The sequence below is a fragment of the Tenacibaculum sp. Ill genome, from assembly GCF_051938915.1.
Classification (GTDB): domain Bacteria; phylum Bacteroidota; class Bacteroidia; order Flavobacteriales; family Flavobacteriaceae; genus Polaribacter; species Polaribacter larymnensis.
In genome coordinates, this window is record NZ_JBPSCW010000002.1 from 61,896 (window position 1) to 83,456 (window position 21,561).

Annotated in this window: 18 protein-coding genes; 13 read left to right on the forward strand and 5 right to left on the reverse strand. The window is 32.3% G+C overall.

The window, feature by feature from the left end; genetic code table 11:
- Positions 1–59 precede the first annotated feature (59 nt).
- Entirely contained in the window at positions 60–539 is a 480-nt protein-coding gene (locus ACTPNM_RS00295) for a retropepsin-like aspartic protease (RefSeq protein ID WP_440120137.1), read from the reverse strand.
- 36 nt (positions 540–575) lie between these two features.
- On the opposite strand from ACTPNM_RS00295, the gene ACTPNM_RS00300 reads away from it, so the two are divergent.
- Complete coding sequence (locus ACTPNM_RS00300) at positions 576–1,340, forward strand: TatD family hydrolase (RefSeq protein ID WP_440120138.1); 765 nt, start codon at positions 576–578, stop codon at positions 1,338–1,340.
- A complete protein-coding gene (locus ACTPNM_RS00305; protein ID WP_440120139.1) occupies positions 1,333–1,827 on the forward strand; it encodes a methylated-DNA--[protein]-cysteine S-methyltransferase in 495 nt (164 codons plus the stop codon). The genes ACTPNM_RS00300 and ACTPNM_RS00305 overlap by 8 nt, the downstream gene beginning before the upstream one ends.
- 43 nt (positions 1,828–1,870) lie before the next feature.
- Here ACTPNM_RS00305 and ACTPNM_RS00310 read toward each other — a convergent pair whose 3' ends face one another.
- Positions 1,871–2,320, reverse strand: a complete 450-nt coding sequence (locus ACTPNM_RS00310) for a nucleoside deaminase (RefSeq protein ID WP_099215166.1) — start codon at positions 2,318–2,320, stop codon at positions 1,871–1,873.
- A 91-nt stretch (positions 2,321–2,411) separates the two neighbouring features.
- Here ACTPNM_RS00310 and ACTPNM_RS00315 point away from each other — a divergent pair, with 91 nt between their 5' ends.
- Positions 2,412–3,179, forward strand: coding sequence for a UDP-2,3-diacylglucosamine diphosphatase (locus tag ACTPNM_RS00315; RefSeq protein WP_440120140.1), 768 nt, complete (start codon positions 2,412–2,414; stop codon positions 3,177–3,179).
- Positions 3,180–3,223: 44 nt separating this feature from the next.
- On the opposite strand, the gene ACTPNM_RS00320 is transcribed toward ACTPNM_RS00315, so the two are convergent.
- The 3 genes from ACTPNM_RS00320 to ACTPNM_RS00330 form a co-directional block, all read right to left on the reverse strand.
- Positions 3,224–6,088 (reverse strand): TonB-dependent receptor, encoded by a 2,865-nt coding sequence (locus tag ACTPNM_RS00320; RefSeq protein ID WP_440120141.1) that lies wholly within the window; start codon positions 6,086–6,088, stop codon positions 3,224–3,226.
- A 474-nt stretch (positions 6,089–6,562) separates the two neighbouring features.
- Positions 6,563–7,915, reverse strand: coding sequence for a RagB/SusD family nutrient uptake outer membrane protein (locus ACTPNM_RS00325; protein ID WP_440120142.1), 1,353 nt, complete (start codon positions 7,913–7,915; stop codon positions 6,563–6,565).
- Positions 7,916–7,928: 13 nt separating this feature from the next.
- Positions 7,929–10,892: a SusC/RagA family TonB-linked outer membrane protein gene (locus ACTPNM_RS00330; RefSeq protein WP_440120143.1), complete on the reverse strand. Its 2,964-nt coding sequence runs from the start codon at positions 10,890–10,892 to the stop codon at positions 7,929–7,931.
- A gap of 227 nt (positions 10,893–11,119) precedes the next feature.
- Here ACTPNM_RS00330 and ACTPNM_RS00335 point away from each other — a divergent pair, with 227 nt between their 5' ends.
- The 10 genes from ACTPNM_RS00335 to ACTPNM_RS00380 all read left to right on the forward strand — a co-directional run bounded on the left by ACTPNM_RS00335 (position 11,120) and on the right by ACTPNM_RS00380 (position 21,531).
- On the forward strand, positions 11,120–12,109 hold the full coding sequence (locus tag ACTPNM_RS00335) for an AAA family ATPase (protein ID WP_099215163.1): 990 nt from the start codon (positions 11,120–11,122) through the stop codon (positions 12,107–12,109).
- A 75-nt stretch (positions 12,110–12,184) separates the two neighbouring features.
- A complete protein-coding gene (locus ACTPNM_RS00340; RefSeq protein WP_274638636.1) occupies positions 12,185–13,051 on the forward strand; it encodes a DUF58 domain-containing protein in 867 nt (288 codons plus the stop codon).
- A 9-nt stretch (positions 13,052–13,060) separates the two neighbouring features.
- Positions 13,061–13,978: a hypothetical protein gene (locus tag ACTPNM_RS00345; protein WP_440120144.1), complete on the forward strand. Its 918-nt coding sequence runs from the start codon at positions 13,061–13,063 to the stop codon at positions 13,976–13,978.
- Positions 13,965–14,972 carry a vWA domain-containing protein gene (locus tag ACTPNM_RS00350; RefSeq protein ID WP_440122809.1) on the forward strand — a complete coding sequence of 336 codons (1,008 nt, stop codon included), beginning with the start codon at positions 13,965–13,967 and terminating at the stop codon, positions 14,970–14,972. The genes ACTPNM_RS00345 and ACTPNM_RS00350 overlap by 14 nt, the downstream gene beginning before the upstream one ends.
- A 5-nt stretch (positions 14,973–14,977) precedes the next feature.
- Positions 14,978–16,015, forward strand: a complete 1,038-nt coding sequence (locus ACTPNM_RS00355) for a VWA domain-containing protein (RefSeq protein ID WP_440120145.1) — start codon at positions 14,978–14,980, stop codon at positions 16,013–16,015.
- Between the two features lie 8 nt (positions 16,016–16,023).
- Entirely contained in the window at positions 16,024–16,848 is an 825-nt protein-coding gene (locus ACTPNM_RS00360; protein WP_440120146.1) for a tetratricopeptide repeat protein, read from the forward strand.
- A 51-nt stretch (positions 16,849–16,899) separates the two neighbouring features.
- Complete coding sequence (locus ACTPNM_RS00365) at positions 16,900–18,663, forward strand: BatD family protein (RefSeq protein WP_440120147.1); 1,764 nt, start codon at positions 16,900–16,902, stop codon at positions 18,661–18,663.
- Positions 18,663–19,415 carry a tetratricopeptide repeat protein gene (locus ACTPNM_RS00370; RefSeq protein ID WP_440120148.1) on the forward strand — a complete coding sequence of 251 codons (753 nt, stop codon included), beginning with the start codon at positions 18,663–18,665 and terminating at the stop codon, positions 19,413–19,415. The genes ACTPNM_RS00365 and ACTPNM_RS00370 overlap by 1 nt, the downstream gene beginning before the upstream one ends.
- 56 nt (positions 19,416–19,471) lie before the next feature.
- Positions 19,472–19,771 carry a hypothetical protein gene (locus tag ACTPNM_RS00375; RefSeq protein WP_274638643.1) on the forward strand — a complete coding sequence of 100 codons (300 nt, stop codon included), beginning with the start codon at positions 19,472–19,474 and terminating at the stop codon, positions 19,769–19,771.
- Between the two features lie 179 nt (positions 19,772–19,950).
- Positions 19,951–21,531, forward strand: coding sequence for a SulP family inorganic anion transporter (locus ACTPNM_RS00380; RefSeq protein WP_440120149.1), 1,581 nt, complete (start codon positions 19,951–19,953; stop codon positions 21,529–21,531).
- The last annotated feature ends 30 nt before the right edge of the window (positions 21,532–21,561 follow it).

Below are 21,561 nucleotides of genomic sequence, written 5' to 3' on the forward strand. Positions count from 1 at the left end.
AACTTAAGCAATTAAGCATAAAAAAATCCGTAAGATGTTTCTTACGGATTTTTTATGTTCTAAAAAGGAGCTTTCAATTTTCTAACTTTTTTCTTTTTAAGCTTCTTTAAATACAACGCTTTCTTGTTATAATCAATAAAGGCTTTTCCAGCTTCTAAAATATCTGCTCCTATAATTCCGTCTACCTCATCAGCATCGTGTTGCTTTAAAGCTGTATTTACATGCGTTAAGTCAAACAGAACCAAATCACATGAATCATTTTTCCACTTCCCTATTTTAAGAGAATTGTTTCCTGACTTATGTGTTTCCATATCCGTCGCTCCTGCTCCAGCCGCTTTTACTTCACTTTCTTCAGAAATAAGCTTGAAACGCTCTATTAAATCTAACCCAACACACGAATTAGAAGCCCCTGTATCTAAAATAAACCTTCCTTTAACACCATTTATCTCCGCATCTAACTCTAAATGATTTGTTATCATTTTTTTGAGTTTTATTTTAATGTATTTCTTTTTTCGTAATACTTTTTTCAAACTTGCCATTTCTTGTACTTTTGTTTCGTAAAGATACGGCAATAAATGATTACAGATACACACACCCACTTATATTCAAGTCAGTTTGACGAAGACAGAAACGAAATGATACAACGTGCTAAAGAAGCTGGCGTTTCTCGTTTCTTTATTCCTGCGATTGATAGTTCTTATACTGAACGCATGTTCGATTTAGAAAAGAACTATCCAAACGATGTGTTTTTAATGATGGGATTGCACCCTACTTCGGTAAAAGAAAACTATCAAGATGAATTAGCACATGTAAAAGAGTGGTTAGACAAGCGTGATTTTTATGCGATTGGTGAAATTGGTATCGATTTGTATTGGGACAAAACTTTTTTATCGCAACAACAAGAAGCTTTTCGTACGCAAATTCAGTGGGCAAAAGAGAAAAAACTACCGATTGTTATTCATTGTCGTGATGCCTTTGATGAAATTTTTGAAGTTTTAGAAACTGAAAAGGGAGACGATTTATACGGAATTTTCCACTGTTTTACAGGAACCTTAGAACAAGCTGAAAAAGCAATTTCTTATAACATGAAATTAGGGATTGGTGGTGTAGCGACTTTTAAAAATGGAAAGATTGACAAGTTTTTAAATCAAATTGATATCAAACACATTGTCTTAGAAACCGATTCTCCTTACCTAGCCCCTACTCCATACCGAGGAAAACGTAATGAGAGTAGTTACATTACTAATGTTGTGGGTAAGTTAGTAGATATTTATGGATTGACTTTCGATGAAATTTCGGAAATTACAACACAGAACTCTAAAGACATTTTTGGTGTCTAACCTACAGACCACATATTATAAAACTCCTATAGGAATTGCCAAAATTGATGGCGATGAAAATGGAATCCAATCGATTTCTGTATTGGATGATGATACCTCAACCACAATCAGCTCCTCAAAGGAAATTCCAGCTTGCTTACAAGAATGTATTACCCAACTAAATGAGTATTTTGCTGGTACTAGAAAAGAATTCAACCTAAAATTGAACCCACAAGGAACAACTTTTCAACAATCTGTTTGGAAAGAATTATTAAACATATCTTTTGGAAGTACCAGAACCTATTTAGAACAGACCAAACAATTAGGCGACGTGAAGGCTATTAGAGCTGTAGCTTCTGCCAATGGTAAAAACCCGATTTGGATTGTAATTCCATGTCATAGAGTTATTGGTTCTGATGGTTCATTAACAGGATATGCTGGTGGTGTATGGCGTAAAAAATGGTTATTAGAACACGAAAGTGGAGCCAAACAACAGACTTTGTTTTAATTTCTTTTTATAAGGTTTCGAAACAAGTTCGGAATGACTATCGTCAATTTAAGTTGCGTTTTTCAATAAAGAATTTCTTCAACAAAAAGCCACACTCTTCTTCCAAAACCCCTGATATTACTTTTGTTTTTGGATGTATTTTAGTTTGTAAAACAGAAAAACCAAGTTTAGGTTCACTAGCTCCGTACACTATTTTACCTATTTGCGTCCAGTAACTCGCTCCCGCACACATTTGACAAGGCTCTAGCGTAACATATAAAGTACAGTCTTTTAAATACTTTCCACCTAAAAAATCTGCTGCTGCAGTAAACGCTTGCATTTCTGCATGTGCGGTAACATCATTTAACAACTCTGTTAAGTTATGTGCTCTTGCTATTATTTGATCTTTAAAAACAATAACTGCACCAACAGGAACCTCTCCTTTATCAAAAGCTAACTCAGCTTCTTGTAAAGCTTTTCTCATAAAGTAGGCATCATCAAATGGATTCATCAACAAGAGTTTTTGTAAATACGAAAACAAATGTAGCCAAAATTTGTTTGTGTAAACTCTAGGTAAAATACTTATTTTTACCAAAATTTACGATTTGATTTCAATCAATACTTCTGAGAATAAAAAAATCTATTTTGCTTCTGACCAACATTTAGGAGCTCCAACTTCTGAAGCTAGTTTTCCTCGTGAACAAAAGTTTGTTACATGGTTAAACGAAGTTAAAAAAGATGCTGAAGCAATTTTTATTCTAGGTGATTTATTCGATTTTTGGTTTGAATATAAAACTGTTGTTCCTAAAGGTTTTGTTCGTGTTTTAGGTAAACTTGCTGAAATAAAAGATAGTGGTATTCCGATTTACTTTTTTGTTGGAAATCATGATTTATGGATGCATGATTATTTTGAAAAGGAATTAGATATCCCTGTATTTCATTCACCTCAAGAATTTAAAATCAACGATAAATTATTTTTAATAGGTCATGGTGATGGATTAGGCCCTGGAGATAAAGGATATAAACGCATGAAAAAAGTGTTTACATTCCCGTTATTTCAATGGATGTTTCGTTGGCTACATCCAGATTTGGGTGTTCGATTAGGACAATACATATCAGTTAAAAACAAATTGATTTCTGGTGATGAGGATGCTAAATTTTTAGGCGAAGACAATGAATGGCTTGTACAATATTGTAAACGTAAATTAGAAGCTAAACACTACGATTATTTTGTTTTTGGACACAGACATCTTCCTTTAGAAATTCAACTTAAAGAAAACAGTGTTTATCTTAATACGGGGGATTGGATTCAGTATTATACCTATGCGGTTTTTGAAAACGATAAACTATTTTTAAAAGAATATAAACAATAAAAAAAGCACCTCAAAAAGGTGCTTTTTTATGAATTATTCCAATGTTAATCTAATACAAAACGTAATCTTGCAAATAAATGCCTACCATTAGTTCCAAACTGTACAGAACGTCTTGAGTAGATAAAACGTCCACTAGATCTAAAAGCGGGATCGTTCTCATCTGGATAAACATCAAATAAATTATTTGCTCCTAATGTTAAACTTAAGCTCTTATTAAAGTTGTATCCAAAAGAAAGATCTGTAATTACTTTTCCTCCAAAAGTAGTATCTATAGAAGGATCGTTACTGTTAGTTGCTTCTTCAACTTCTCCAAAATAACTATTTCTTAAAAAGATACTCCATTTGTCATTAACACTTAAATTGTGTGATAAATTCCCTTTTGTTGTAGGAACCGAAGACTCTAAATAAATTCTACTTGTTGGGTCAAAGTAAGTATCAGACAATCCTGCATTTTTTACAGCTGTTGGAATATTCACACCTTCTACATCCGTTTTCGAAAATGTAAACGCTAAAGTGTTAGTTAACCTCATCTTGTCAGAAAAATTTGCTTTGTGATCTACAACAATATCTACTCCTTTTGTTTGAGTATCTACAGCATTTGCAAAAAATGCTGCTTGTGTAGCATTTGCTTGTTGGAACAATCTTTCCAACTCAGCATCTCCATTATCATCAAAACTCCCTGTTAATATTACTCTGTCATCAATATTTATAAGATATCCATCAACCGTAAACTTTAAGTTTGCACTTGGCACTTTTGCTGTAAATCCTGCAGAAAACCCAAAAGAAGTTTCTTCTTTTAATTTACCTATTCCTAAAATCCTTGCAACTCTCGAAGTGTTTGAAAATACCCCAACTTCATTTGGTATACCATCTACAAACAAGGTACTGGTTGAACTGTAAGATATTTGATGCAATGATGGTGCTCTAAACCCTGTTTGTAAACTAGTTCTTAAATTAAAGTTTTTAGAAGCTTTTACCCTAGATGCTACTTTTACATTTAAAGTACCTCCAAAATCTGAGAAATTCTCATAACGTACAGCTCCACTTAATAAAAAAGACTCTGTAAAATCTGCTTCTACATCTATGTAACCAGCTATAGAGTTTCTGAATGAGTTTACTTCATTTTCTGGTTTAAACCCAGGAAACACTTGAATACCTCCTGGTCTTGGTTCACCAAAAAAATCTTCAGGAACCATTGAATCAGGATCTGTTGGATCATGTACATTACCCAATGTATTATATCTCGCATACGACGCTTCCTCTCCTGCTACAATACCATAATTTTCTAAACGATATTCAGCACCAAAAGCGATATTTAAACCAGACATTACATCTTCGTAAAACTTACTAAGATCAATATTTGTTGTGTTTTCGCTTGAATAAAACCCTCCTGAATTCGCTTCAAAAGGCGTTGAATTACCTAAAGATGCATTGCTTGAATTACTTATCAAATAAGTAAACTCATTTCTACCAAATGTATTTGAAAAATCTACATTCCAATCACCTAACTTTCCTTTTATTCCAATCGCATACGATTTGTCTTGAATATTAGAGTTTATCTCTGGTAAGAATCCGTTCATATATGCTGGTGTGTATGCTCTAGATTGATTTGGCAATCTATAGAAACCTGCCGCATTACCATTCTTATAACTTAAACCAGCATTCCCATAAATAAAGGTTTCATTTCCTAACGGAATTTCCATGTTTGCAAAAAACTGCGCTCCTCTTACCCTAGATTGCCCCACTCTCATATTAAAATCACTTCTTTTCAAACCACGAGCTAACAATTCTGCTTCGGTAACATCAGCTCCTAAAATTGTTCGCAATTCTTCTTTTGTTTCAGTACCATTCAATGTAATTCCTGCATCACCTGCGTAATTAAAAATATCATCTAAATCATCATCTAATAGATTTGAAATATTGTACCCATCTGCTGCTGCAACTCTTTCAATAGAGTTGTAAGCATTAAATATTGAACCTTCCCATTCTTGCATTCTATTAGTCCATCCTCTAAAGTCAAAATTTCCAGTAAAATTTATAAACCCTCCATCTTTGCCAATTGGTAATCCATAATTTAACCCTAAATTTAATTTTTCTCCATCTATATCTCTCTCTGGGCTACTTTTACTTGTAAAATTAGCACCTGTTGTTAAGTTAACTTCTAACTTATTTGTAGATTTCTTTAAGACAATATTTATGATTCCTGCAATAGCATCAGAACCATATTGAGCAGCTGCACCATCTCTAAGAATTTCAATTCTTTCAATAGCAATTGATGGAATTGTTGTCATATCTGTTCCCACTGAACCTCTACCAAAAGTACCATTTACGTTTACCAAAGCAGTTTTATGACGTCTTTTCCCATTGATTAACACTAATACTTGATCTGGACCTAATCCTCTTAAAGCAGCTGGTGCGATATGATCCGTACCATCTGAAATTGATTGAGGGTTGGAATTAAAAGACGGCGCTGCATAATTTAAAATTTCTGTCACTGTAACTTGAGGTGCTGACTCAGTTAGCTCAGAAACATCTAACACATCAATAGCTACAGGAGAATCTATTGCGACTCTACCTTTATTACGAGAACCTACAATTACCACCTCTTCTAAGGACTCACTTGATTCTTCAATTACTATTGTAAGATAAGAACTATCAGTTACTTCTACTTCTTTCGTTCTAAACCCCACTGAAGAAACTATAACCGTAACAGGTAACTGACCTACTTTTAAAAAGTATTCTCCATTATCATCAGTTGTTACACCATTAGTAGTACCTTTCTCTATTACATTTACAAAAGGCAGAGGCACTCCATTCGTATCTGTAATTTTCCCTTTTATCGTCTGACCAATCATTGATGTGAACGACATCAATAAAACACAAACAAATAATTTCGTTTTTTGTTCCATAATCATATTGCTATTTTATTTTTTATGTTAAAAAAGTTAATTTACTATAAACATACTAATATTTAAATCTCATAACAAACATATTCGTAATTAAATCACGCCCAACACATTAACACAAAAACTACTATTTATCAATACCAGCAAAACAATCTTATGTACTTCATAAAAAAATTAGACCTCTTAAAAGTATCTTATATCTAAAACCTCTTCATACTCTATTCTTCTAAACACATTTACTTACAACTATTTTAAGCATATTATTCTTTCAATACTTCATAACACTCTATTGTGAAGACTTGACAAACTCATTGTAATCATATGATTCTATGCATAATTTTTAATTATTGAATTGTTGTTTTACTTATTTAGTTTTATTCAAAAAACTTATACCAATAAAGAAATAGACCATAAAAAAAGCACCTCAAGAAGGTGCTTTTTCGTTATCAAATATCACAATAAAAACAAGCTATGTTATTAATTAGCATTCTCACTAAATGGTGTAGGAAAAGCATTAATAATATTATCTCCTGCTCTATCTAAAGGAACATAGGTTGCGTTTAACCTATTTAAACGTCTTAAATCAACCCAACGATGACCTTCTCCTAATAAAGAATACCTTCTTTGTTTTAAAACTTCTTCTACTAACTCATTATCAGAAGTTCCTCCTGAATAACTGGGTAGCCCTGCAGCATTTCTTATAATATCAATTGCATTAATTGCTTCTGTATTATTAGTTCCAATGTTAGCTTCAGCATACATTAAAATTAGCTCTTCATTCCTTATCAAATAAACAGGTGCCGTATTACTCTTATAAATCGCTATCTGATGGGTTGCAGACAATCCATCAAATGCTGCTGGAGTCGAAAGTAAAAATGATTTATTAGCTACCCGATTATCGCCAGACTCAGCGTCATTAATCCAAGAATTATGAATTACATATTCTTGCCCAGATTGGCCTAATACATGAAACTGATTGTTTAAAATATCATTCCCTGTTGCTCCGAACACATGGGTAACTCCATAAAACAACCCTCCATTTAAATCAAAAAAAGACTCATTTAAAAAATTTAAAACAGATGTATTATCCCCTTGATACAACGCTACTCTAGCTACTAATGCTCTATTAAACTCTGTAAAATCACTAGGGGATAATGGAAGCTTCTCTCCCGGCTTATCTGGGTCTGGTTTTCTTAGATCGTCAAAACCACTACTTAAAGGAAAATCAAATTCATCTGGTGAATTAGATAAATCACTCCTTGCTTCATTTAATAAGTCTTTAATAAAAATTAGAGACTCTTCATACCCTATAAATGGCCCTAAATTATCTGGATCATTAACATCAATTCTAATCCCATTGTCATATTGACGATTAGCAACCATTAAAAGAGCATATGCTTTTAATGTTTTAGCATATCCGTAATAAGAGTTTTTTACACTATCTGAGAATCCTGCATTTGAGTTTTCTACAGCGGTGATTAAAACATTCGCTGATTTAACAACTCTATACCAAGCAGCATATGATCTTGTTGTTAAAAAACCATTATTATCTAACGGGCCTTTTAAAATTTCTCCTGTATAACGAGGATCCGTACCTGACAAATCATAGTACTCTCTTGCTAAAAGGCTTACAGTATTATAATGAAATTCTAAATCGTTTCTCATGACAGCTTCAAGACCAACAGCTAACAACTGAACATCGGCTTGACTCGCTCCATCAGAAAAACTCTCCTCGGTAGGTGCATTAGGGTTCGGTATATCTTCTAATTCACAATTAGAAAATAAAATAACAGAACATAATAAAATAGTTTTTAAAATTATATTTTTCATAATATTCTATGTTTTAAAAGTTAATGTTTAAGTGGAAGTTTATAAATTTTGAAGCTGGATAGGGGGTTACTTCCACATTATTAGCTAAAACATTATTTCCAAAATTCGAAGCTTCTGGATCATAACTATTATAATCAAATATATTTATAAGATTTCTACCCGAAATACCTACTTTTACTTTTTCAAACCCTTTAAAAACTCCTTCATTAAAAGTATAGTAAAGCCCTACTTCACGCAGCCTCAAGTAACCTGCGTCCTCAATAAGTGGCTCTGGATTTACAAATGCCTGACTAGCCCTATAATCTCCATTAGACAATGTTCCTGAAGGATCTAAATCAGTATCATCGTAATCCCAAGTTGTACCTGCTAAATCATACAATAAAGTTGTTAAATTAATTCCATCTCCTCCTTTTTTCCAATGCCATAAAAATGACAAATCAAAGTTCTTATATCTAAATTGGTTTTGCCATGACAATTGAAAATCTGGTTCTGCATTACCATATACAAAAAAGCCATCTCCTTCAGGATCTCTTCTTGCTATTTCTTCTGCAGTAAAATCAGCTGGGTTGTATGTACCTACTATTTGAGTAGCACTAAACCCTTCTTGGATATAGAATGTACCTAACGAAGAAGCAAATCCCCCCTCTGTAAATGCAGGAACATTTAATTTTGTTATTTCTGATTTATTTTTCCACCACTTTAAGTTTGTACTCCAAGAAAAATCTTCTTGTTCAAAAATACTTGCGTTTAATCCTATTTCAATTCCATTATTCTCTAATTCTCCTGCATTTTGAACCTCAGTCACATATCCTGAAGAAGTTTGTTTATTAGTTTCAATTAATAAATCTTCAACTTTTTTATTATAAAAAGTAACTTCAAAGTTAATTTTGCTGTCTAACAAACCAAAATCAACTCCATACTCTAACTCTTTTTGACGTTCAGGACCTATATTTGGATTACCTTTAAAATTTCCAGGTGCAAGTCCTGAATTACCATCGATTAATTGCCCTGTCATTGCAGTAAACCTATCTCTAAAATTTGAAAATCTTCCTGCTTCACCGTAAGCAATTCTAGGTTTAAAGGAACTAATCTCTTTAATCTTCCAAAAATCAAACTTATGTAAATTAATAGCTAAGTTACCTTTAGGATAGTAATACATTTTATCAGCATCACCATTATTTGTTGACTTATCTCCACGAATACCAACGGTTCCTATAATTTTATCATCATAATTAATTTCTTCTTGAACAAAGAAACCTTTATCTTTTTGTAATCTTATATTTTGCTGAGTAGATACACTTTCTGACTGTCCTAAGTTTGTTTGAGACCCATTTAACCCAGTAGCAATTGTTATTACAGTATTTCTGTCAAAGTTTTGGAAAAAGCTTCCTGCTTGAGTTGTAAAATTCAAACCGTTTTCTAAATTTAAATTATGAACTAAGAAAGCAGATAAATTATAATTAGTATTTACTGTTGTTCCAGAAATTGAAGCCCCCCTTAACGATGAAGGATCTCTGAAGTATGATAATGATCTTGGAAAAATACTTGTTGTTCTCAGAGTATACTGATCAAAACCTCCTTGCAATACTAGTTTTAACCTATTACTTTCATTATCGAATATTTTAACATTAGAGGTTACACTCCCTATAAAACGATTAACATTCTCTCTATTCGTAGTTAAATCAACTGTTTCCAACACATTAGAACCTGCACCTCCTGACGGATATACTCCATCAACAGCTGATAAATTTTCCCAAGGATATGTAAAAGCCAGTGCATAACCTACTGTTCTATTAGCATTACCATTATTAAAAAAACCTCTATCTGCTTGTGAATTTATGTAGTTTGATGTAACATACATATCAATCCAATCAGTAAACTTTTGACCAATATTCAAACGAACCGCAGTTTTTTCATAACCAGTATTCTCAACTAAACCTGGTTCATCTTTATAAGTAACACCAAAAAAGTAATCACTTCTCTCTGACCCTCCTGAAGTAGTAAATCGAGTAGTTGTAGAAATTCTAGTATGATCAAATAGTTCTGCTTCGTAATCTCTTAGTTTAGCATTAGCAGGACCACCAAAAGCAATTACTTCTGCTTCATCCCAGTCTCTTAATCCTAAAAGTCTAGTAGGACTCCTTAAACCTACCGTTTGTGAAAAAGAAATCCTTGGTTTCCCTTCTTTTCCTCTTTTTGTTGTAATAATTACAACCCCTCCTGCTGCTCTCGACCCATAGAGAGCTGCGGCTGAAGCTCCTTTTAATATTTCTACAGTTTCAATATCTTCTGGATCAATATCTGCTATCCTGTTGGAAGCATCATCTTGGTTTGTAGAAGGGTTTCCTCCACCCGCTGCTTCACTCACAATATTATTTCCAGAAGAAATAGATGAGTTATCAACATATACACCATCTACCACAAATAAAGGTTGTTGATCTCCAAAAATAGAAGTAACCCCTCTAAGTCTCATTGAAATCCCTCCTCCTGGTGCTCCAGAATTTGCTTTAATTTCTGCTCCTGTAAATTTCCCTGACAGTGCACTATCAAATCCTGATTGCGATGTAACTTGTGTTAACTCCGCAGCTGAAATTGTCGAAACTGTGTTAGCCAAATTAGATCTTTTTGTCGTTGTTGCTAATCCTGAAATTACTACTTCTTCTAAAACATCTGAATCTTCTCGTAATGTTACTTGTATGAAAGTATCTGTATTGACTACGTTTTTTTCTATAGTAACAAACCCTAAAGAAGATATTGTAACTACCGTCGGAAGTTTTTTTACATTTAAACTAAATTCACCACTCTCATTGGAAGTGGTTCCATTTGTTGTTCCTTTTTCTATAATATTTGCAAAAGGAATACTTTCTCCATTTACGCCCACTATTTTCCCTTTTATTGTTTGTCCGTAAATAAAACTAGAAAACAAGAAAATAAGTGCGTTAATTAGCAGTGTCTTGCTAAATGACATTTTTTTCATAAAATTTAAGTTTAAAGTTAGTAGAAGCTAAATTTCATTTTTTTTATTTACAAAAGCAAATTATAAACAACTTATTTTCAACCAAATAAACACACTCACTAGAAACTAAACTTTAAAGAAGGATACTTTGCTGCTTGTAAATACAAGGTTTAACCAACTTTTAACAACTAAAAAAACACTATTATTGTAGCTTTGTTTCATATAAATTCTAATTTATTTCAATTACTATGGATATAGATGTAAGAGCCATCAATGAAAAAATAGAAAGAGAAAGTGCTTTTGTAGATTTATTAACTACAGAAATGAACAAAGTAATTGTGGGTCAAAAACACATGATTGAGCGATTACTAATTGGACTTTTAGGAAATGGACATATCTTATTAGAAGGTGTACCTGGGCTTGCAAAAACCTTAGCAATTAACACACTTTCAAAAGCAGTTGACGGAAGCTTTAGTCGTATTCAGTTTACTCCAGATTTATTACCTGCTGATGTGGTAGGTACTATGATATACAATGTAAAAGAAAATGATTTCTCTATTAAAAAGGGACCTATTTTTGCCAACTTTGTGTTAGCTGATGAGATTAACCGTGCCCCTGCTAAAGTACAGTCTGCTTTATTAGAAGCAATGCAAGAGCGTCAAATTACCATTGGAGATGAAACTTTTAAATTGGATGAACCATTCTTGGTTATGGCCACTCAAAACCCAGTAGAACAAGAAGGAACTTACCCGCTTCCTGAAGCACAGGTAGACCGTTTTATGTTAAAAACTGTAATTGACTATCCAAAATTACAAGACGAGCAACTTATTATGCGTCAAAACTTAAACGGAAGTTTTCAAAAAATAAACCCTGTAATTTCTATAGACCAGATTATAAAAGCTCGTAACGTTGTTAATGAGGTTTATATGGATGAAAAAATCGAAAAATATATCTTAGATATTGTTTTCGCAACTCGTTATCCTGAAAAGTATAATTTAGAAAAATTAAAACCTCTTATCAGTTTTGGGTCTTCTCCTCGTGGTAGTATCGCTTTAGCAAAAGCTGCAAAATGTTATGCTTTCATCAAACGAAGAGGATACGTGATTCCTGAAGATGTTAGAGCAATAGTAAATGATGTTTTACGCCACAGAATTGGTATTACATATGAAGCAGAAGCTGAAAACATTACATCTATAGATATTATCAATTCTATTATTAACGAAGTACAAGTACCTTAATCAATTATCAATGAGCAATTATCAGCCAAAAAAACTTTACTGATTATTGATAACTGTTAACTGACAATTGAAAACATGGATACAAAAGAGTTACTAAAAAAAGTTCGAAAAATAGAAATAAAGACACGTAGGCTGTCTAATCATATTTTTGGAGGAGAATATCACTCAACCTTTAAAGGTAGAGGTATGACTTTTTCTGAAGTACGTCAATATCAATATGGAGATGATATCAGAGCCATTGATTGGAACGTTACCGCTCGCTACAACGAACCTTATGTAAAAGTTTTTGAAGAAGAACGCGAACTTACCATGATGTTGGTAGTAGACATTTCTGGTTCTGAGTTTTTTGGTACTTCTGAGCAATTTAAAAAAGATACTGTAACAGAAATTGCTGCAACATTGGCTTTTTCTGCTATTCAAAATAACGATAAAGTCGGATTAATTCTGTTTTCTGATCAAGTTGAACTGTATATTCCTCCTAAAAAAGGGAAAAGTCACGTATTACGAATTATCCGTGAGCTTATCGAGTTTCAACCAAAAAGTAGACAAACTAATATCAGTGAAGCTCTCAAATTTTTATCCAACATCATGAAAAAGAAAGCAATTGTTTTTATGCTTTCTGATTTTATGGATGATGGTTATGAACGTACGTTAAAAATTGTTGGCAATAAACATGATGTAACCGGTATACGTGTATATGACAGACATGATGAGGAAATCCCTAATTTAGGAATGGTTCCTATGATGGATGCTGAAACAGGAAAAACTCAATTGGTTAATACGAGTTCAAAATCAGTTAGAACTCATTATAAGGCTAACGCCTTGCGTTTAACTGATTATTTTGAGACCTCTTTTACCAAAAGTGGTGCTGGAACTATTAGCACTAGAGTTGATGAAAGTTACGTACGAAAATTGTTAGGTTATTTTAAACGAAAAGGATAAGAACAAACAATGAAACACAAACTACTTTACATATGCTTGTTTTTAACTTCTTTTGCCTTTGCACAACAACCTCAGGTAAAAGCAGAAATTGATACAACAAACATCAGAATTGGAGAACAATTTCAATATAAAATATCTGTTGATGAAACTGAAAATGTTATCATTCCTAAGCTAGAAAACCTAAAAGGATTAGAAGTTATCGATACACTCAAAATCGACACTATTGAAAACAAGCTCATCCGAAAGTATATTTTAACAGGTTTTGATAGCGGTGCTTTTTACATTCCTCAGCAACAAATATTTATTAGAAACCAAACTTATTTAACCGATAGTTTACTAGTTAATGTAACTACTGTTCCTATCGACACTACAAAAATTAAAAAGTTCCCTATTAAAGGAATTAAGGGAGAACCATATCAGTTTGACGATTTCAAACAATACATCTGGTGGGTTGTAATAGCCTTTATTATTATAGCTCTACTACTCTACTTCTTTGTTTTCAAAAAGAAAAAAGAACAAGAAGAAAAGGTTGTTATTCCTTTGTTGCCTCCATATGAAGAAGCAATACAAAAACTGGAGGAACTTGACAAAAAACTGTTATGGCAAAACAATCAGGTTAAAAAATATTACAGTGAATTAACAGACATTGTAAGAGGTTATATTGAACGAGAGTTACGTGTCCCAGCCTTAGAGAGTACTACTGATGAATTAATTGATGTTTTGAAAGACTTCAATGACACAAAGTCAATAGAAACCTCTAGGGAAATTATTGACAAATTAAAGGGACTATTACAAGAGTCTGACTTAGTAAAATTTGCAAAGTCTAAGCCTTTATCGCACGAAATAGAGGAAGACCGAAAAGATGCTAAGCTTATCATAGACAATTTAAAACCTAAAAAACAAGAAGAAGATGATGAAGTGGAATAATTTCGAGTTTCATAGTCCCGAGTTTTTATGGTTGCTAATATTAATTCCTTTGTTAGCTTTTTGGAGTTTTTATACCCGAAAAAAAGATAGTGCTCAGCTTAGAATACCAAGCACTAGAGGTTTTAAAGTGCAAGGTTCAATTTTACCTAAACTAAAACCCCTATTACAACTCTTAAGATTATTGGCATTAACCTGCTTAATAGTTGCTTTGGCACGCCCTAGAAATGTAGCTGTTAGTAAAAAAACAAAGACGAATAGAGGAATTGATATTGTAATGGCTGTTGATGTTTCGGCCAGTATGTTAGCAAAAGACCTTAAACCAAACCGCCTGGAAGCTTTAAAAAGAGTTGCAACTGACTTTATAAACCGACGCCCAAATGATCGTATTGGTATTGTAGTTTATGCAGGAGAAAGTTTTACACAAACTCCAATAACTAGTGATAAATCTATTGTAAAAAGAACCATTTCAGAAATTAAATGGGGACAACTAGATGGAGGAACAGCTATTGGCATGGGTTTAGGTTCTGCGGTTAACAGACTTAAGGATAGTAAAGCCAAAAGTAAAGTTATTATCTTATTGACGGACGGTGTAAATAACGCTGGTTTTGTTGACCCTAAGACTGCTACTGATTTGGCAAAAGGAAATGGAATTAAGGTTTATACTATTGGTATTGGAACAAACGGAATGGCTCCTTTCCCTTGGGCTAAAGACCCAAGAACTGGTAAAATTTCTTTTAAAAATCAACCTGTTGAAATTGACGAAGATTTACTAAAGCATATTGCCAATGAAACTAGCGGTAAATATTTTAGAGCAACTAACAACACCAAATTAAAAGAAATTTACGACGAGATTGACAAGTTAGAAAAAACTAAAATCGAAGAGTTTAAGTATTATAATTACTCTGAAAAATATCGTTTTTTAGTACTTCTAGCAGGAATATTTTTACTCTTAGAGTTCACCCTAAAAAACACAGTATTTAAAAGTTTTATTTAAGCAAGATGTACAAATTAGAAGAACCAATATATTTTTATCTTTTTGCAATTATTCCTGTAATAATTGTGGTTTTCCTATTAGTTTTATGGTGGAAAAAACGAACCCAAAAAAAGTTTGCTAATCCATCTCTTTTATCTAAAATAGCACCGAACACATCAACTTTTAAATCAGTATTAAAACTTGTTTTCTTTTTAGTAGGATTATCATTTTTAATTCTGTCTCTTGTTAATCCTAAAATGGGAACAAAACTAAAAACCGTTAAAAGAGAAGGTGTTGATGTAGTGTTTGCCTTAGATGTTTCTAAAAGTATGTTAGCAGAAGATATTGCTCCTAACAGATTAGAAAAAGCAAAACAAATTATATCTAAAACTATTGATAAGCTAGGAAGTGATAGAGTTGGTATTATTATCTATGCAGGTAACGCTTATCCTTTACTGCCTATTACCACTGATCATGCAGCAGCAAAAATGTTTTTGCAAAACGCTAATCCAGATATGGTTTCTAGCCAAGGTACTGCCATCAATGAAGCTTTAAATTTGGCAAATACTTACTATGACAACGATGAGCAAACTAATCGTTTTTTAATCATTATTTCAGATGGTGAAGATCATCAAGAAGAAACTAAGCAAGTTGCTCAAAACATCGCCAACGAAGGTGTTAAAGTATATACAGTAGGTGTAGGAACTGAAAAAGGAGGCCCAATTCCTATTAAATTAAATGGCGCGCTTATTGGTTATAAAAAAGATAGAATGGGAGAAACAGTAATCACTCAAAGGAAACCTGATGTTTTACAAGGTGTTGCTGATGCTTCTGACGGACAATATTTTGATGGTAATAAAACTGAAAATCCAGTAGAAGCCATTGAGAAGATTATTGGAAATGCACAAAAAAATGAATTTGAGACAAAACAATTTTCTGATTATAAAGACCAATTTCAATGGTTTGTAGGTATTGGGCTGTTGTTTTTAATTTTAGATATGTTTTTATTTGACAAGAAAACCAAATGGTTGAAGAAAGTAGATTTGTTTAACGAAGAATCTTAAAGTGTAGTATGAAAAGTTTACAAAATTTAATATTCATTCTAGTTTTTGCAGTTTCTGCAATGGCAAATGCGCAACAAGACACACTTAAACTACAACGTGAAGCACGTGCTTTGTTACGAGAAGGAAACAAACTATATAACAAACAAAAGTTTAGTGATGCTGCTATTGCCTACCGAAAAGCCTTAGGTAAGAACAGCAAGTATGAAAAAGCAAGCTATAATTTTGGTAATACTTTATACCAAGAAAAGAAATACAAAGAAGCTGTAGAACAGTTTAAAGTAACTACTGAGACTTCAAAAGACAAAATGGCTCAGGCTGAAGCTTATCACAACATAGGTAATGCTATGATGGAACAAAAGCAGTATGAACAAGCTGTTGAAGCCTTTAAAAATTCTTTACGTAGAAATCCGAATGACGATGAAACTCGTTATAATTTAGCTGTTGCTCAAAAAGAAGCTAAAAAGCAACAACAAAACCAGAAGGATAATAAGGATAAAAACAAAGACAAGAAGAACGACAAAAATAAAGATCAACAAAAACAAAACGACAAAGACAAAAAGAACGACAAAAATAAAGATCAAAAAGGCGACGATAAGGACAAAAAGGATGATAAACAAGATCAGAAAAATGACGATCAAAAAAATCAACAAAAACCTAATCAAGATCAAAAAGACAAACAAAACCAAAAACCTAAACCTCAACAAGGTAAAATGACTCCCGAACAAATGAAACAACTTTTAGAGAGTTTAAATAATGAGGAAAACAAGACGCAGAAAAAAATGAATGCGAAAAAATCAAAAGGAAGAAAAGTAAAACAAGAGAAAGACTGGTAATTTTACCATTTTTAAAATCTTATTTATTTTTAGACATTTTTGAAAATTAACATGAAGTTGAAAGTATACATATCGTTATTAGTTAGTTTTATAACATTTACCATTAATGCACAAGATGCTGCGTTAACGGCTACCGTTAGTAAAAATAAGTTAGGTGTAAACCAACGATTACGTATTGAGTTTTCAATCAACAAACAAGGAGCCGATAATTTTAAAGAACCTAATTTTACTAATTTTAAAATAGTTGGAGGTCCTAGTCAATCAGTAAGTCAATCCTGGATTAACGGTAAAGTCTCTTTTAATCAATCCTACACCTACATACTACAACCTAAAAGAAAAGGAGAATTTAATATCCCCTCTGCTAGTATTGAAATTGATGGAAAAACAATAAAATCAAACCCTATAAAAGTTATTGTTTTAGATGCTGTTGACATTCCTAAAAACCCAAATGACCCTAGTTATATTGCTGAGCAGAATATTCATTTAGTTGCCGAAATTTCTAAATCTAAGCCTTATGTTGGCGAGGGAATTTATGTAGAATATCGCTTATATTTTAGCGATAATGTTGGTATTTATGATAATGCCATAACAGAAGCCCCACAATACAATGGTTTCTGGAATCAAGAAATTAAACGTAACGGAATGCCTGTTAAAACAGGCACTTACAACGGTGAAACTTATCGTTATGCTGTTTTACATAAAGCCCTGTTAATTCCAACAACCTCTGGTAAACTGACAATCGATCCTATGAAAATGGATATAATTGTGGCAGTTCCTACCGGAAGAGCCGACTTTTTCGGAAACGTAATCACACGTCAAGTTCGTAAAGAGTTTTCTTCTGCTAAGAAGATTGTTAACGCTCAGGCTTTACCTCTCAAGAACAAACCAGAAGACTTCACAGGAGCTGTTGGTGAATTCTCTTTTGATGTTTCTTTAAGTAAAAATACCTTAAAAGCAAATGAATCATCACAAATTAAAGTTTCGGTAAATGGTAAAGGAAATTTAAAACTTTTTGAACTACCAAAAGTTGAAACTCCTAAAGAACTAGAAGTTTATCAACCTGAAAGAAAAGAAAACGTTCGTATTACTGGAACAGGATTATCTGGTTCCGTTACTGATAACTACACTGTTGTTCCTGAGTTTAAAGGAAAATATAGAATTCCAAAAACTAGCTTTTCTTACTTTAACCCTAAAGAAAAAGTATACCAAACCATCACTACAGATGATTTATACGTTGATGTTTTAGAAGGAAAAGAAATTCCAACAAACTCTGATGCTAATACAGTAGCCAAACAAGAGGTAAAAGTTACAGGTAGCGATTTTAGATATATTCAAACAAACACCAATTTACAACCTGTAAAAACAGGTGACTTCTTTAAGTCAACCCTATTTTATATTCTTTTATTACTTCCTATTTTAGCTATTCCCGTTGGAATTGTTATTCAAAAAAAGAAAGAAGAACGTGATAGTGATGTATTGGGTAATAAGTTGCGAAAAGCAGACAAACTTGCTAAGAAATACTTATCAGAAGCACAAAAACAATTAGGCAATAAAGAAGCTTTTTATGAGGCTTTAGAAAGAGCATTACACAATTACTTAAAAGCAAAACTGGGTGTGGAAACATCTGACATAAGTCGTGAAAAAATTACTGATTTATTAGCTGACAAAAACGTTAATAAGGAAACCATTAATAGTTTTATTGAAGTATTTAATGATTGTGATTTTGCTAGATATACTCCAATTACTAATGTGCAAATGAAAGAGGAATATGAAAAAGCAAAACAAGTAATAACGCAATTAGATAGACAGTTATAATGAGAAAGCTAGTTATATATTTATTCTTATTTGTGTCAACAATTACGTTAGCACAAAACGCCAACGATTTATTTTCAAACGCTAATTCTTTGTACAAAGAAGGTAATTACGAAGAAGCTATTAAACTATATGAGCAAATAGAATACGAAAACCTAGCATCATCCGAAGTCTATTACAACTTGGGTAATTGTTACTATAAGCTTAATAAAGTAGCTCCTACTATTTATAATTACGAAAAAGCACTGCAACTAGACCCTTTGAATGAAGATGCTAAAAACAACTTAGTTATAGCAAAACGCTTAACACTTGATAGAATTGAAGCGTTACCTAAATCAGTATTTCAAAAATTCAATGAAAACTACTTACAAAAATTTACTTATAACACTTGGGCTGTAATTACTATTGCTCTTTCTTTTATTGCTTCTATTTTATTTTTACTGTTTTATTTTGCCTATACTCCAAGTAAAAAAAGGATTTACTTTACAACAAGCATTATATCCTTTTTACTTTTAATAACCTCTTTTGTTATTACATACACACAATATAACCAAGCTAAAAATAATATTGAAGCCATTATTTATACTGAAGAAGTTACTGTTAACAATGAACCTACCGATAACTCTAATGAAATTTTCACATTACATGAAGGAACCAAGGTTAATGTATTAGATTCTGTAGACAATTGGAAAAAAATAAAACTAGCTGATGGAAAAATTGGATGGGTTAAAACTAAAATTTTAAAAGAACTATAACATTTTAGCTTTAAAAAATTAATTACATTTGCCACTAAATGAATAAAAAAATTATCTTGAAATCTAAAATCGCCATCTTTTTTATCGTTTTGTTTGCGGGCATTATTGTTACGCCTTCGGTGATTACGTTGGTTGATAAAGATCAAGATATTACTATTTTCTTAAATCTAAGTGAAGAAGAAGAAAACACTAAACATGTTAAGGTAGCTGAACTAAAAGCTCATCCTAACGAAGATTATACTTCTTTTTTATATAAGAAAATCCAAAAAAAGAAAAATGTTAGTTTTCAATCTAAAAACTACGTTTCACAATACCCAAAAATTCTTACCCCACCTCCCGAGTTTTTTACTGCTTAATAATTTTTAAGTAAATACCTCCTACAAGAGGTTCTGAATAGAAAACCCGGAAAATATTTCAATACGCAGTAATAATACTATTGCTTTATTGAGACGTTTTGAGTTTCTCTTAGTAAATCAATCATTTAAATTAAATACGCTCTAAATTTTTATTTGGAGTCTAAATAAACGCATATATTATGTTTAAAACTATTAAAAGCGACTTACCCGCAAGTATTGTCGTATTCTTTGTTGCTTTACCTTTATGTTTAGGTATTGCTTTAGCTAGTGGAGCTCCTCTTTTTTCAGGTGTAATTGCAGGAATTATAGGAGGTACTGTTGTTGGAGCCTTAAGTGGTTCTAAAATCGGAGTTAGTGGTCCTGCAGCCGGTTTAGCTGCCATTGTATTAACTGCTATTGGTGCTTTAGGTGGCTATGAAAACTTCTTAGTAGCTGTTGTATTAGGAGGTATTATTCAAATACTTTTTGGAGTTCTTAAAGCTGGAGTTATTGGTTACTACTTTCCTTCATCAGTAATTAAAGGAATGCTTACCGGTATTGGTATTATTATAATTTTAAAACAAATTCCTCATTTCTTCGGATATGATGCAGAGCCAGAAGGAGCTGATAGCTTTATAGAGCCTTCAGGAGAAAATACTTTTTCAGCTATTTTAAGTATTACTGATAATATTACGATGGGGTCAATGGTTATCGGTTTTATTGGGTTAGCTATTTTAATTCTTTGGGATAGAGTTTTAAGTAAAAAAGGAAAAATATTTCAATTAATTCAAGGTCCATTAGTAGCTGTAGTAATGGGAATTATCTTTTTTACCTTAACACAAGGAAATGAAACATTCGCAATACAAGCATCTCATTTAGTAAGTGTACCTATTCCTGAAAGTTTTGATTCTTTCTTAGGACAATTTACATTCCCTAATTTTAGTGCTATTACCAACTACGAGGTATGGGTAACTGCATTTACAATTGCATTAGTAGCTAGTTTAGAAACTTTACTTTGTGTTGAAGCTACAGATAAATTAGATCCAGATAAAAATGTAACTCCAACAAATAGAGAATTATTAGCACAAGGAACAGGAAATATTTTATCTGGTTTAATCGGAGGTTTACCAATTACTCAAGTAATTGTAAGAAGTTCTGCCAATATTCAATCAGGAGGTAAATCTAAAATGTCAGCAATTATTCACGGGTTATTCTTACTATTATCTGTTATTTTAATTCCTACCCTATTAAATAAAATACCATTATCTGTATTAGCCGCAATTTTATTAGTTGTTGGTTATAAACTAGCTAAACCAAGCTTATTTAAACAAATGTTTGCCTTAGGATGGAAACAATTTGTACCTTTTATCGTAACTGTATTAGGTATTGTTTTCACCGATTTACTTACAGGGATTTCTTTAGGGTTAGCAGTAGGAGTTTTTGTTATTTTAATAAAGAGTTATCAAAACTCTCATTTCTTACATATTGAAGATAAAAGTAACGGGATACATAAAATAAAAATGACACTTGCTGAAGAAGTTACTTTCTTTAACAAAGGAGCTATTTTAAAAGAGTTAGATAGCTTACCTGAAGACACTCATTTAGAATTAGATGTAAGAAAAACTAGGTACTTAGATAATGATATTGTTGAAATTTTAGAGGATTTTGCATTCAAAGCAAAAGAAAAAAATATCAATATTAAACTTATTTCAGAACGCGGTGTTGTAGAAAACCCTGAAAGCTTTATTAAGTTCTTTAAACTTAGACCAAAAGCGGCATAGCCTTAAAATACTTTACCAACAATATTCTTA

Bases quoted from the DNA above. Each gene is read 5' to 3' on its own strand.
- ACTPNM_RS00370 (WP_440120148.1), top strand. From the start codon at position 18,663: ATGAGAAAGCTAGTTATATATTTATTCTTATTTGTGTCAACAATTACG.
- ACTPNM_RS00380 (WP_440120149.1), top strand. From the start codon at position 19,951: ATGTTTAAAACTATTAAAAGCGACTTACCCGCAAGTATTGTCGTATTC.
- ACTPNM_RS00340 (WP_274638636.1), top strand. From the start codon at position 12,185: ATGGATACAAAAGAGTTACTAAAAAAAGTTCGAAAAATAGAAATAAAG.
- ACTPNM_RS00300 (WP_440120138.1), top strand. From the start codon at position 576: ATGATTACAGATACACACACCCACTTATATTCAAGTCAGTTTGACGAA.
- ACTPNM_RS00345 (WP_440120144.1), top strand. From the start codon at position 13,061: ATGAAACACAAACTACTTTACATATGCTTGTTTTTAACTTCTTTTGCC.
- ACTPNM_RS00355 (WP_440120145.1), top strand. From the start codon at position 14,978: ATGTACAAATTAGAAGAACCAATATATTTTTATCTTTTTGCAATTATT.
- ACTPNM_RS00320 (WP_440120141.1), bottom strand. From the start codon at position 6,088: ATGGAACAAAAAACGAAATTATTTGTTTGTGTTTTATTGATGTCGTTC.
- ACTPNM_RS00330 (WP_440120143.1), bottom strand. From the start codon at position 10,892: ATGAAAAAAATGTCATTTAGCAAGACACTGCTAATTAACGCACTTATT.
- ACTPNM_RS00335 (WP_099215163.1), top strand. From the start codon at position 11,120: ATGGATATAGATGTAAGAGCCATCAATGAAAAAATAGAAAGAGAAAGT.
- ACTPNM_RS00365 (WP_440120147.1), top strand. From the start codon at position 16,900: ATGAAGTTGAAAGTATACATATCGTTATTAGTTAGTTTTATAACATTT.
- ACTPNM_RS00325 (WP_440120142.1), bottom strand. From the start codon at position 7,915: ATGAAAAATATAATTTTAAAAACTATTTTATTATGTTCTGTTATTTTA.
- ACTPNM_RS00350 (WP_440122809.1), top strand. From the start codon at position 13,965: ATGAAGTGGAATAATTTCGAGTTTCATAGTCCCGAGTTTTTATGGTTG.
- ACTPNM_RS00295 (WP_440120137.1), bottom strand. From the start codon at position 539: ATGGCAAGTTTGAAAAAAGTATTACGAAAAAAGAAATACATTAAAATA.
- ACTPNM_RS00360 (WP_440120146.1), top strand. From the start codon at position 16,024: ATGAAAAGTTTACAAAATTTAATATTCATTCTAGTTTTTGCAGTTTCT.